This window comes from Knoellia tibetensis, assembly GCF_048606415.1.
Taxonomy (GTDB): Bacteria; Actinomycetota; Actinomycetes; order Actinomycetales; family Dermatophilaceae; genus Knoellia; species Knoellia tibetensis.
The window spans coordinates 224,597-236,898 of sequence record NZ_JBMBWF010000002.1 but is presented as its reverse complement, the minus strand read 5'-3'; the positions used below and the strand labels follow the sequence as shown (position 1 = coordinate 236,898).

The window sequence follows — 12,302 nt, the reverse complement described above, 5'->3', positions numbered from 1 at the left end:
CAGCCGCTCCAGAGCACCCCCGAAGGACGCCGTGGGAACCGCCCCGACCACCACCGCCTCGTCGGCCCGACCGACGTCGGGCTGGAAGCGATCGGTCGGCAGCTATGTGTCGCTGACGAAGCCGCGCATCATCGAGCTGCTGCTCGTGACAACGGTTCCGGTGATGTTCCTCGCCGAGCGGGGGGTGCCCGACCTGTGGCTCGTCGTCGCCACCCTCGTCGGCGGGACGCTGAGCGCGGGCGCTGCCAACACGTTCAACTGCGTCTACGACCGCGACATCGACGCGCTCATGGACCGGACCCGCAACCGACCCATGGTCACGGGCGAGATCTCGCCGCGCGCGGGCGTCATCTTCGGGCTCGTGCTCACGGCGCTCTCGACCGCGTGGTTCCTCGTGTTCGTCAACGTCGCTTCGGCGCTGCTGTCCCTTGCGGCGATCGTCCTCTATGCGTGGCTCTACACGATGGTGCTCAAGCGCCGGACGTCGCAGAACATCGTCTGGGGCGGCGTCGCCGGCTGCATGCCCACGCTCATCGGCTGGGCCGCCGTGACCGGCACCGTCGGCTGGCCGGCCGTCATCCTCTTCCTCGTCATCTTCTTCTGGACACCGCCGCACTACTGGCCGCTGTCGATGGCGTTCAAGGACGAGTACGCCAACGCGCACGTCCCGATGCTTCCGGTCGAGCGGGGCGCCGTCGCGGTCGCGCGGCAGATCGTCGCCTACAGCTGGGTCATGGTCGCCGTGTCGCTCGCGCTGGTCCCGGTCGCCGACATGGGCTGGATCTATCTCGTCGCAGCCCTCGCCAGCGGAGTCGTCTTCGTGGGTGAGGCGCACCGGCTGCTCCGCCTGGCCAAGGACGGTGCTGCCACCAAGGTCCTCAAGCCGATGCGACTCTTCCACTTCTCGATCACCTACGTGACGCTGCTCTTCCTCGCCGTCGCGGTCGACCCGCTGGTCCACCTCTCCATCGGCTGACCAGGCAGGTCCCGACCGGCTCGGAACGGGCTGACGAAGACCGCCAGCGAGCACACGGCGTGCAGCGCGGCCATGAGCAGGATCGTCTCCCGCACCCCGAGCCAGGTGCCCAGCGCTCCGGCGACGAGACCGGCGAGCGGCATCGTGCCGAAGTTGAGGACGGCCGACGTGGCGGTGGTGCGTCCCAGCAGGTCCGCGGGCACGTAGCGCATCGTGAACGACCGGCGCACGACGTTGGCGCCGACGACGCCCATCCCGACGAGCACCGACCCGATGCCGACGAGCGCGGCACCCCGCCCTGGCTGCGCGAGACCGATGAGCACCGCGGGCGGGCCACCGAGGACCTGGAGCCAGCGCAGTGCGCCGGCGTTGCCGAGCCACGCCGTGGTGCCGGTCGCGACGGTCGCGCCGAGCAGGCCCCCGACTGCGCCCACGGCCATGACGAGACCCACGGACCCGGGCTCGAGCCCGAGGTCGCGGACGAGGAAGAGGACGGGGAGGGCGCCGTAGCCCGTGAGGGCGAAGTTGCTCACGCCACCGGTGAGCGCGAAGTAGCGCAGGAACCGGTCACGCGCGACGATCGCGACGCCCTCGCGGACGAGGGCCACCATCGGTCGGCGGGGCGGCTGCTCGGGGGCGGGTCCGAGCTCCTCCGGCCGGATCCTCGCCAGGCACAGGAAGGAGGCGAGGTAGCCCACGACGTCGAGCACGACGGCATACGCGGCGGAGAAGACCTGGACGAGGAGCCCACCGACCCCGGGCCCGCCGATCTGCATCGCCGACTCGGTCCCGAAGAGGCGCGCGTTGGCGTGCTCGAGGTCGTCGTCCGCGACGACCCGGGGGAGGAACGCCGTGTATGCCGTCCGGAAGAAGACCGCGGTGCAGCCGACTCCCAGCGCGGCGAGGACGAGGTGGGGGAGGGTGAGGACGTCGAGCGCCCAGGCCAGCGGGACGGTCCCGACCACGGCGGCCGCGGCGAGGTCGGCCGCCATCATGACGCGACGGGGGTCGGAGCGGTCGACCCACGCGCCGGCAAAGAGCCCGAGGACGAGCCAGGGGAGCCAGATCGCCCCGGCGAGCAGGCCCATCCAGAACGGGCCGGCGTCGAACTCGGTGACCGCGATGAGCGGGAAGACGACGGTCGTCGTCATCGAGCCGAGGACGCTGATGCCCTCGCCGGCCCAGAAGAGGCGGAAGTTGCTATTGGCCCCCAGTGGGGGAGGGACGGCGCTCACGGCTGAGCCGGGAATCCGCGCGAGAACACGAAGACCGACTCGCGTTCGACGCCGTCGTCGGGGACCTCTCGGCGGCTCCACCGCACGAGCACCTCGATGATCTCCTCGGCCATCTCGCGCATCTCCGGCGGGCTGAGCCGCATCCAGTTCTGGGTGGCGAAGGCGGCGTCGTCCCACTCGGGGACGGTGGCCGCGTTGGCGTTCCACTCCTGCACGCGCTCGAACTGTCGCTGGAGGGCGAGGGCCTCGGCGGCGTAGGCCGCCGTGACCGCGGCCGTGTCGGACGCGAAGTCCGCACGTGACCAGCGGGTGCCGGGGTCGACGAGGCGCCACCACCGCTCGCGGCGGTCCTTGGCGAGCTCGGGCACCTCCTCGACGAGGCCCGCCTCAGACAGCACCTTGAGGTGGTGACTGGCCGAGCCGACGGCCTGGCCGGTGCGAGCCGCGAGGGCCGAGGCCGTGGAGGGGCCGTCGACCTTGAGCGCGTCCATCATCCGCGAACGGAACGGGTTGGCCATCGCCGAGAGGGCCTTGGCGTCGGTGATGGTCCGGACGCCGTGCGAGGAGGGGCCGGGCTGCGGGGGTCGCTCGTCGGGGGTCATACCGGTGACGCTAGACCCACAAGAACGCTTGTGCAACTACTCTTGTGCAATCTCCCGCAGCGACACGACGCCGGCGGTGAGAGCGACGACGAGAGCCGACGCCCCGAGCATGTGGGTGAGCACGAGCACCTCGGGCAGGTCGGTGAGGTACTGGACGTAGCCGACGAGACCCTGCGCGAGGGTGACGAGCAGGACGGTGCGCCACGTGGCGGAGACCCGGGCGGGCGCGGACGAGAGCCGCGTCGCGAGCCAGACGGCGACGACGAGACCGACGAAGAGCATGACGGCGTCGGCGTGCAGCCACGAGATGGTGCGCGGGTCGAAGCCGAACCGCGCCGGCGCGTCGGCGTCGCCGGAGTGCGGGCCCGAGCCGGTGACGACGGTGCCGAGGACGAGCACGACCGCGGCGACACCGCACGTCACCCATGCGACCTTCCGCACGAGGTCGTGGACGAGCGGGACCGGCGCACCGTCGCTCTCGTCCCGGCAGAACCAGAGGTATGCCGCTGCGGCCACGAGTCCCGCGGACACGAGGAAGTGGGTGGCGACCGTGACGGGGTGCAGCTCGGTGAGGACGGTGATCCCACCGAGCACGGCCTGCACCGCCACACCGACGAGCACCGTCACCGCGGCGACCTTGAGCCGGCGGACCGGAGTCCATCGCCACACGGCCCAGACGGCGAGGACGGCCAGGACGGCGAGGACACCGGTGAGGGTGCGGTTGCCGAACTCGATGACCTTGTGGATGCCCTCCTCCTGCTCGCGCACCGGCACGTAGGAGCCGGGCACGCACTCGGGCCACGTCGGGCACCCGAGGCCGCTGCCGGTGAGGCGGACGAGCCCTCCGGTGAGGATGATCCCGACCTGGGCCACGAGGTTGCCGAGCAGGATGTGGCGGTGGACCCGGGGTGCGTGCGTGCTCACCCCGGCAGGGTAGGCGAGCCGCCTGCGAGGGGGCTCGGCCGGTCCGCCGCCGAGCGCCCGTCTGCGCGCCGGTGTCGCCCGTTGACCGATTCTTGACCGGCGCTTGACCGGCGGTGTGCCCGGACCGGACAAAGTCCGGACTTGGCAAAGGATTGGTCAGATTCGTTGACGGCGGATCGGGTTCGCCGGTTGTGTTCGGACGGCGCCGAAGCCCGTGGCACACCCGCGGCCGCACCGGAGGGGGACGACGCTTTCACCGTGGCAGCACGTCACCCCGTGCTGCCCGAACGAGAAGAGGCACGACGTGATTCGACGTACCACCGGAGCCATGGCGGTCACCGCCGCACTGGCCCTTCCCCTGGCGCTGCCCGTGGCGGGCGCCCTCGGCCTCACGGCCGGTCCGAGCGCGGCACCCGCAGCCGCCGCCAAGGCCGACCCGGAGCGCGACCACGCCGCGCTGGGCCTGTCGAAGGACGAGAAGCTCGTCGTGCGCTCGGTCGTCACCGACCCCGACGGCACGCAGCACGTCCGCTACGACCGCACCTTCAAGGGTCTGCGCGTCATCGGCGGCGACCTCGTCGTCGAGAACTCCCCGCGGGGCGCCAAGCAGGACGCCCGCTTCAACGCCTCCGGCCGCGCCTCCGTCGCCTCGACCACGCCGAAGAAGAGCGCCGCCGAGGCCCGCGGGGTCGCGGCCCAGAAGGCCGGCCGCTCGTCGAGCGTCAAGGACAGCGAGCTCGTCGTGTGGGCCGGCGGCGCCTCGCCCCGTCTGGCCTACGACGTCCTCACCGAGGGCGTCAAGGCAGACCAGACCCCGACCCGCCTGCACACGCTCGTCGACGCCGACAACGGCGCCGTCCTCTACTCGTGGGACGAGATCAAGCAGGGCACCGGCAACTCGCAGTACTCAGGCCAGGTCACCCTCAACTCGATCCAGTCGGGCAGCACGTGGCTGCTCAAGGACTCGATCGGCAACCACACGACGGACCTCAATGGCGCGACGTCCGGCACCGGCACGCAGTTCACCGACGCCGACAACATCTGGGGCAACGGCTCGACGACCTCGCGGCAGACCGCCGGCGTCGACGCGCAGTACGGCGCCGAGAGGACCTACGCCTACTACAACTCGGTCCTCGGCCGCGCCGGCATCTGGAACAACGGCACCGGCGCCCGCAGCCGGGTCCACTACGGCAACGCCTACGTCAACGCCTTCTGGGACGGCACCCAGATGACCTACGGCGACGGCTCCGGCAACACCCGGCCGCTCACCTCGATCGACGTCGCGGCCCACGAGATGAGCCACGGCGTCACCGAGAACACCGCCAACCTCAACTACAGCGGCGACGCCGGCGGTCTCAACGAGGCGACCTCGGACATCTTCGGCACCGCCGTCGAGTTCTACGCCAACAACTCCACCGACGTGGGCGACTACCTCATCGGCGAGAAGATCAACATCAACGGCAACGGCACCCCGCTGCGCTACATGGACAAGCCGAGCAAGGACGGCCAGAGCCCGGACTGCTGGTCGACCAACACCAAGAACCTCGACCCGCACTACTCCTCGGGAGCGCTCAACCACTGGTTCTACATGGCGGCCGAGGGCTCGGGCGCCAAGACCATCAACGGTGTGAGCTACAACAGCGCCACCTGTGGCGGGGCCCCGGCCGTGACCGGCGCGGGCCGCACCAACATCGAGAAGGTCTGGTACCGCACCCTCTCGACGAAGCTCACCTCCGGCAGCACGTATGCCGCGGCGCGCAACGGCGCCATCGCCTCGGCCAAGGAGCTGTACGGCGCGTCGAGCCAGACCTGCGCCTCGGTCCAGGCCGCGTTCGACGCCATCTCGGTCCCGGCCGGCACCGAGTCCTGCAGCGGTGGCTCGACGCCCACGCCGACCCCGACGCCGACGACCCCGCCGTCGGGCAACCTGCTCGGCAACCCCGGCTTCGAGTCCGGCGCCACGGTGTGGACCGGCACGGCCGGACCGATCACGAACAACACCGGTCGCCCGGCGCGCACCGGTTCGTGGAAGGCCTGGCTCGGTGGCAACGGCTCGACGTCCACCGAGACGATCACGCAGAGCGTGGCCATCCCGTCGACCGTCACGAGCGCGACGCTCTCGTTCTGGCTGCGGACCGACACCGCCGAGAGCGGCAGCACGGCCTACGACTCGATGCGCGTCCAGGTCGTCGACGGGGCGACGACGTCGACCCTGGCGACCTACACCAACGTCGGGACGAACGCGACCTACACGCAGAAGTCGTTCAACGTCACGGCATACAAGGGCAAGACGATCCAGGTGAAGTTCCTCATGAACGAGGACTCCTCACTGCAGACGTCCTTCGTCGTCGACGACACGGCACTCGCCACCAGCTGACGGCACACGTGGGCCGGCGTCGGACGACGTCGGCCCACGTCGCTGTCCCGACCCGGAAGGACACCTGATGGCGAACTCCACCCTGCTCGGCGTGCCCCTGGCCGCCCTCGCACTCGGCCTCGCCGTGACCGGCTCCGCGACCGCGGCCCCGAGCACGGCCACGACGGCCACCGCCGCGGCTGCAGGCCCGGACCTCTCGGTGACGAACACCCAGGCCCACCTCACCCAGCTCCAGTCGATCGCGAACGCCAACGGCGGCAACCGCGGCACCGGCCGTCCCGGCTACGCCGCGTCGGTCTCGTGGGTCAAGGGCAAGCTCGACGCGGCGGGCTGGACCACGACGGTCCAGAGCTTCTCGACCTCGTCCGGCACCTCCTCGAACCTCATCGCGGAGTGGCCGGCGGGCGACCCGAACCACGTCGTCATGCTCGGCGGCCACCTCGACAGCGTCGCGAACGGTGCCGGGATCAACGACAACGGCTCCGGCAGCGCCGGCGTCCTCGAGGCTGCCCTCGCGTATGCCGCGAGCGGCCAGACCGCGAAGAACCGTGTGCGCGTGGGGTTCTGGGGCGCCGAGGAGCTCGGTCTGCTCGGCTCGAAGCACTACATGAGCACCCTGCCCACGGCCGAGAAGGACAAGATCGAGGCCTACCTCAACGTCGACATGATCGGCTCGCCGAACCCGGGCTACTTCGTCTACAACGACAACCCGGCGGGCAACGGCGCGCGCGACGAGCTCACGAGCTGGTACGCCTCGAAGGGCATCCCCTGGGAGTACATCGACGTGCAGGGCCGCAGCGACCACGCCGCGTTCCGCTCCTACGGCATCCCGACCGCCGGGATCTTCAGCGGTGCCGAGACGCTCAAGACGTCGAGCCAGGCGCAGAAGTGGGGTGGGACCGCGGGACGGGCCTTCGACCCGTGCTACCACTCGTCGTGCGACACGACGTCGAACATCAACGTCACCGCGCTGGACCGTGGCGTCGACGTCATCGGGCACATGCTCTGGCTGTATGCCGCGAAGGACTTCGGCACGACGCCGCAGCCCGGCGGCAACCTGCTCCAGAACCCGGGCTTCGAGTCCGGCGCCACGGTGTGGACCGGCACGTCCGGCCCGATCACGAACAACGCCGGACGCCCGGCACGCACCGGTTCGTGGAAGGCCTGGTTGGGCGGCAACGGCTCGACGTCGACAGAGACGGTGCAGCAGTCGGTCGCCATCCCGTCGACGGCCACCTCGGCGACGCTGTCGTTCTGGTTGCGCTCCGACACGTCGGAGACCGGGAGCACGGCCTACGACACGATGCGCGTCCAGGTCGTCGACGGCTCGACGACCTCCACGCTGGCGACGTACTCAAACGTCGGGACGAGCACGACCTGGAGCCAGAAGTCGTTCAACGTCACGGCCTACAGGGGCAAGACGGTCACGGTGAGGTTCCTGCTCAGCGAGGACTCCTCGCTGCAGACGTCCTTCGTCGTCGACGACACCTCGCTCGCCACGAGCTGAGGCCACGAACGGCGGTGGGCCGGCACACCTCCGGGTGCCGGCCCATCGTCCTGCCCGGGGTCAGTCGGACCAGCGGAACCAGCGAGCGGCCGCGGCGCCGGAGACGACCGCCCACGCGGTGAGTACGAGCCACGAGGTGAGCGGCCACCCGCCGTCGACGAGGGAGAGCCGGAGGCCGTCGCCGAGTGCGCCGGAGGGCAGCAGCCGGGCGAGGGCGGTGAGCCCGTCGGGCAGGCGGTCGGTCGGCAGGAGCACGCCCAGACCGAGGAGGAGGACCCAGACGAGGTTCGCGAGGGCGAGCACACCCTCGGCGCGGACGGTGCCCGCGAGCAGCATGGCGAGCGCGAGGAACGCCGCCGCCCCGAGCACGACGGTGACGACCGCGGGGAGGACGCCCGACAAGGCCGGTCGCCAACCCAGGAACGCGGCCATGGTCCCGAGGCCGACGACCTGGAGCGCGATGACGGCACCCACCGCTCCCAGCTTGCCGAGCAGGAGGCCCTCGCGTCCGAGGGGGCTGACCCCGAGGAAGCGCAGGACCCCGTGCCGACGGTCGAACCCGGTCGCGATGGCCTGGCCGGTGAACGCGGTCGAGACGACGGCGAGGGTGAGGACCCCCGCGGTCGCGACGTCGATGCGGCGACCCGGCCCGAGGTCGGGGACGTCGGTGAGGGACAGCGCGAGCAGGGCGAGTGCGGGGAGGACGAGCGCCACGAGCAGCTGCTCACCGTGGCGGAGGATCGTCGCGGTCTCGAAGGCCGCCTGCGCGAGCCAACGACGCCGTGCGGTGGCGGGCGCTGCGGGGCGAGCCGGAGGCGCGGGGGTGGGCCGGGCGCTCACCGTCGACCACCCGCCGTGAGCGCGAAGTAGCGCTCCTCGAGCGGCCGGCCGTCGCGCACCTCGTCGAGCGAGCCCTCGGCGACGACCCGGCCCCGGCTCATGATGACGACGTGGTCGGCGAGGCGCTCGGCCTCCTCGAAGGAGTGAGTTGTGACGACGACGGCCGCCTCGCGGGCGGTCTCCCGCACGAGGTCCCAGACCTCGAGGCGGGCGTGCGGGTCGAGGCCGGCGGTCGGCTCGTCGAGGAAGGCCACCTCGGGCCGGCCCACGAGCGCGGCGGCGAGCGCGACCCTCTGGCGCTCACCCCCGGAGAGGCGCCGGATCGACCGGCCGGCGACGCGGCCCAGGTCGAGACGCTCGACGAGCCCGGCGACGTCGGCAGGGGAGTGATGGAGCCGCGCGACGTGCTCGAGCAGGCGGCGGGCGCTCGTGGTCACGGGGAGGCCGCCATCCTGGAGCATGACGCCGACGCGCGCCCGGTGCTCGGCGGGGGCGCGCCACGGGTCGGTGCCCAGCACGCGGGCCGTGCCGCCGGTCGGGCGCTGAAGGCCCTCGAGGCACTCCATCGTCGTCGTCTTGCCCGCGCCGTTGGGTCCGAGCACGGCCGTCACCGCGCCCGAGCGGGCGCTCCAGCTCGCGTCGTCGACGGCGCGCACCGCGCCGATGTCGCGGCGCAGACCGACGACCTCGACTGCAGACACGGCGCACATCCTAGGCTGGGGCTCTCTCGACCCAAGGAGTCCCATGGTCACCATCGACCGCGAGGCCGCCCCGGCCACCGCCGTCGCCGCCGTCCCTGCTCTCGTCGCCGCGCTCGCCGGCCGCCGTGGGACCGCACTCGCCCTCGCGGTCGTCCCGGCCGCGGTCGCGCTCTTCTTCCGTGACCCCGACCGGACCCCTGACCGACCGGTGGCGGGGGCACCCGGCGACGTCGACTCGGTCCTCTCGCCCGCCGACGGCAAGGTCATGTATGCCGGCCTCGGCCAGGACGGCGTCGCTCCCGAGGGGGAGTGGCAGCAGGTGAGCATCTTCCTGTCCGCCTTCGACGTGCACATCAACCGCGCCCCCTACGGCGGCCGGCTGCGCGAGGTGACCTACCGGCCCGGCAAGTGGCTCGCGGCATACAGCCACGAGAGCGCGCACCTCAACGAGCGCACCGACCTCGTCGTCGACCGTGAGGTCGACGGGGTGACGCGCACCGTCCACTTCCGCCAGATCGTCGGCCTCATGGCCCGCCGCGTGGTCACGCGGGTCGCAGCGGGCGACGAGATCGAGACCGGCCAGCGGATCGGGCTCATGAAGTTCGGGTCGCGGATGGACGTCTTCGTCCCGACCGACGCCGAGCTCCTCGTCGAGGCCGGCGCGCGCGTCGTCGCGGGCGAGACGGTCATCGCCCGATGGCCCTCGGGTCCACGGGCATGAGCGACGACGGCTCCGGGCGCAGGCGGCGCTTCGACCGCTGGCGCCTCGTCTCGCCCACGGGCGCCGAGGTCGTCTCGCTGCGCCAGCTGAGCAAGCGCGAGCGGCTGCGAGTCACCGCCCCCTCGATCTTCACGACGATCAACATGATGAGCGGCCTCTCGTCGGTCCTGCTCGCGTTCCGGGGGCAGTTCACCCTGGCGGCGATCCTCATCGCGGTCTCGATCGTCATGGACATCGCCGATGGTGGCGTCGCCCGCCTCGTCGGTGCGACCTCACCGTTCGGGCTGCAGATGGACTCGCTCGCCGACCTCATCGCGTTCGGGTTCGCGCCGGCGATCCTCGTGCACACGTGGGCGCTGCCCGACTACCCCGTCCTGTCGTGGCTCGCGGCCTTCTTCTGGCTCGGGTGTGCGGCCTTTCGTCTCGCCCGCTTCAACGTCACGGTCGACCCGACGGCCGACAAGCGCTACTTCGTCGGGCTGCCCAGCCCGGCTGCCGCGTCGGTCGTCATGGCGACGATCTTCGCCCTCAACCAGCCCGAGGCAGGGGGCTACGACACCTCGCTCATCGTGCCGGTGCTCGTCAGCGTCGTCCCGGCGATCCTCATGGTCACCTCGATCCGGTTCCGGTCGTTCCGCAACCTGCTCGCACCGTCGACGCCGCAGGCCTGGGCGATCACTCTTCTCGTCGCCCTGGCGGTCATCGTGGGTCTCGCCCTCGAGCCCGGGATCACGGGTCTCGTCATCGCCTACGGCTACGTGCTGCAGGCACCGCTCGGCGTGCTCACCGCGCCGGTGCGGGAGCGGCTCTTCGGCAGCGACGCGGTGGCACCGCGCCGACAGCGGATGCCCTCGGTCTTCCTTCCGGACCCCGACGCCGACGACGCCTGAGGCGCCGCTCGCCTCAGCTCTCGGTGGGCCGGGCCCACCCGCGCGCGTCCGTCGCTGGGGTCGCGAGGGCGGAGAAGAACCGCGACTTGCTCTCCTCGTAGCCCGCAGTGCCGACACTGTCGGACTTCAACGCGTTGTACTCGTCGAGCAGCGAAGGGTCGGCACGCAGCCGCTCCCATGCGAGCCGGAAGCGCGCGTCGTGCTCCGAGCCGTGCGGGGTGACGGCCAGTCCGGTGGGGATGGACCCCGGCACCTCGAAGACCGCGAGCGTCGCGGCCCAGGCGTGCGGACTCGCGACCGGGAGGACGTCACGCAACCGGCTCACCACGTCTCCGAAGTCCTTCGCCCGCACCCGCAGGTGGAGGTCGACGTCGCCCTTGGTGAGGGCACCCGGCACGCTCAGTCCTCCGATGAGCTCCACCTCACCGGGCAGTCCGAGCCCGGAGAGCGCCGTGGCGACGCGGGCGCGAACCTGCCGGGCCTCGTCGAGGAGGCCGTCAGACCACACGAGCCCGTCCATCGCACCAGCAGAGCACATGGAAGCCTGCTCGCGGTCCGGTGCCCCCAATAGAGTCGAGGCATGCGCCATGGCCTCTCCGTGCCGAACTTCGGCACGGGCCTCGACGCCGCCCGGGTGGCGGAGTGGGCCCGCTCGGCAGAGGACGCCGGGTGGGACGGGTTCTTCCTGTGGGACCACCTCTTCGCCTTCGCCGACGGGCCGGTCGACGTCGTCGACCCCTTCCTTGCCCTGACGGCGGCAGCGTGCACCACGCGGACCATCCGGCTCGGAACGCTCGTCACGCCGCTGCCCCGCCGCCGCCCGCTCGTCGTCGCACGCCAGAGCGTCACCCTCGACCGGCTGAGCGCGGGGCGCCTCGTGCTGGGGGTGGGCAGTGGCGCCGGACCCTTCGAGTGGGACTTCTGTGGGGAGGAGTCGGACCCCGTGGTCCGCGGCGAGATGCTCGACGAGCACCTCGAGCTGCTCTCGCGCCTCTGGTCCGGTGAGCCGGTGAGGCAGGAGGGGCGCTTCTACACCGTCGCCGGCCCCGACTGGGCGGCCCGATGCCATCCGCCGTCGCTCCAGCAGCCCAGGATCCCGGTGTGGGTCGGTGGGACGTGGCCGGGCACCCGGCCGTTCGCCCGGGCCGCCCGGTGGGACGGGGTCGTGCCCATGCGGGTGGACGGGCGATGGACGGTCGGCGACACGGCGGCCGTGAGCGCCAGGATGCGCTCGCTGCGCGACGGGACGGACGCACCCTTCGAGATCGCCGTCCCCGGCGAGAGCGACCCCGCGGACGGCTCACGTCGGTCGACCTTCGCCGACCACGAAGCTGCGGGTGCGACCTGGTGGGTCGAGGCCGTCCACCCCTGGCGCTACGGCGACCCCGGGCAGGGAGAGTGGAACCTCGACGCCATGCAGGAGCGCATCGAGGCGGGTCCCTGACCCCGGCTGCGCAGCGTGGCGCTCGGGCCCATACGGGGTTAGGCACACCTTCGTTTCCCTCCGTGGGCGCATTTACGTAACATTG

At 71.7% G+C, this 12,302-nt stretch carries 12 protein-coding genes; 6 read left to right on the top strand and 6 right to left on the bottom strand.

Annotated elements, in window-relative coordinates:
- The first annotated feature begins 31 nt into the window (after positions 1-31).
- A complete protein-coding gene (locus ACOJV7_RS12980) occupies positions 32-976 on the top strand; it encodes a heme o synthase (protein WP_420190627.1) in 945 nt (314 codons plus the stop codon).
- Here ACOJV7_RS12980 and ACOJV7_RS12975 read toward each other — a convergent pair.
- From ACOJV7_RS12975 to ACOJV7_RS12965, 3 genes are read right to left on the bottom strand one after another with little or no spacing between them, the layout of a single operon-like run.
- Positions 913-2,211, bottom strand: a complete 1,299-nt coding sequence (locus ACOJV7_RS12975) for an MFS transporter (RefSeq protein ID WP_420190626.1) — start codon at positions 2,209-2,211, stop codon at positions 913-915. The genes ACOJV7_RS12980 and ACOJV7_RS12975 overlap by 64 nt on opposite strands.
- Positions 2,208-2,813 carry an ArsR/SmtB family transcription factor gene (locus ACOJV7_RS12970; RefSeq protein WP_420190625.1) on the bottom strand — a complete coding sequence of 202 codons (606 nt, stop codon included), beginning with the start codon at positions 2,811-2,813 and terminating at the stop codon, positions 2,208-2,210. The genes ACOJV7_RS12975 and ACOJV7_RS12970 overlap by 4 nt, the downstream gene beginning before the upstream one ends.
- A 36-nt stretch (positions 2,814-2,849) precedes the next feature.
- The gene (locus ACOJV7_RS12965) at positions 2,850-3,737 is read right to left on the bottom strand and encodes a COX15/CtaA family protein (RefSeq protein ID WP_420190624.1); all 888 of its coding nucleotides are present in this window, start codon (positions 3,735-3,737) and stop codon (positions 2,850-2,852) included.
- A 304-nt stretch (positions 3,738-4,041) separates the two neighbouring features.
- Between ACOJV7_RS12965 and ACOJV7_RS12960 the strand changes: the two genes are divergently transcribed.
- Positions 4,042-6,114: a M4 family metallopeptidase gene (locus tag ACOJV7_RS12960; RefSeq protein WP_420190623.1), complete on the top strand. Its 2,073-nt coding sequence runs from the start codon at positions 4,042-4,044 to the stop codon at positions 6,112-6,114.
- A 67-nt stretch (positions 6,115-6,181) separates the two neighbouring features.
- A complete protein-coding gene (locus tag ACOJV7_RS12955; RefSeq protein WP_420190622.1) occupies positions 6,182-7,621 on the top strand; it encodes a M20/M25/M40 family metallo-hydrolase in 1,440 nt (479 codons plus the stop codon).
- A gap of 60 nt (positions 7,622-7,681) precedes the next feature.
- Here the strand turns inward: ACOJV7_RS12955 and ACOJV7_RS12950 are convergent, their stop codons facing one another.
- Positions 7,682-8,461 (bottom strand): ABC transporter permease, encoded by a 780-nt coding sequence (locus tag ACOJV7_RS12950; RefSeq protein WP_420190621.1) that lies wholly within the window; start codon positions 8,459-8,461, stop codon positions 7,682-7,684.
- Complete coding sequence (locus ACOJV7_RS12945) at positions 8,458-9,171, bottom strand: ABC transporter ATP-binding protein (RefSeq protein WP_420190620.1); 714 nt, start codon at positions 9,169-9,171, stop codon at positions 8,458-8,460. The genes ACOJV7_RS12950 and ACOJV7_RS12945 overlap by 4 nt, the downstream gene beginning before the upstream one ends.
- A 34-nt stretch (positions 9,172-9,205) precedes the next feature.
- On the opposite strand from ACOJV7_RS12945, the gene ACOJV7_RS12940 reads away from it, so the two are divergent.
- Both ACOJV7_RS12940 and pssA read left to right on the top strand, forming a co-directional pair.
- The gene (locus ACOJV7_RS12940) at positions 9,206-9,883 is read left to right on the top strand and encodes a phosphatidylserine decarboxylase (RefSeq protein ID WP_420190619.1); all 678 of its coding nucleotides are present in this window, start codon (positions 9,206-9,208) and stop codon (positions 9,881-9,883) included.
- The gene (gene pssA / locus ACOJV7_RS12935; RefSeq protein ID WP_420190618.1) at positions 9,880-10,773 is read left to right on the top strand and encodes a CDP-diacylglycerol--serine O-phosphatidyltransferase; all 894 of its coding nucleotides are present in this window, start codon (positions 9,880-9,882) and stop codon (positions 10,771-10,773) included. Before ACOJV7_RS12940 ends, pssA begins: the two co-directional genes overlap by 4 nt.
- 13 nt (positions 10,774-10,786) lie before the next feature.
- Here pssA and ACOJV7_RS12930 read toward each other — a convergent pair whose 3' ends face one another.
- The gene (locus ACOJV7_RS12930) at positions 10,787-11,311 is read right to left on the bottom strand and encodes a GrpB family protein (RefSeq protein WP_420190617.1); all 525 of its coding nucleotides are present in this window, start codon (positions 11,309-11,311) and stop codon (positions 10,787-10,789) included.
- 42 nt (positions 11,312-11,353) lie between these two features.
- Between ACOJV7_RS12930 and ACOJV7_RS12925 the strand changes: the two genes are divergently transcribed.
- Positions 11,354-12,217, top strand: coding sequence for an LLM class flavin-dependent oxidoreductase (locus ACOJV7_RS12925; protein WP_420190616.1), 864 nt, complete (start codon positions 11,354-11,356; stop codon positions 12,215-12,217).
- Positions 12,218-12,302: the final 85 nt, after the last annotated feature.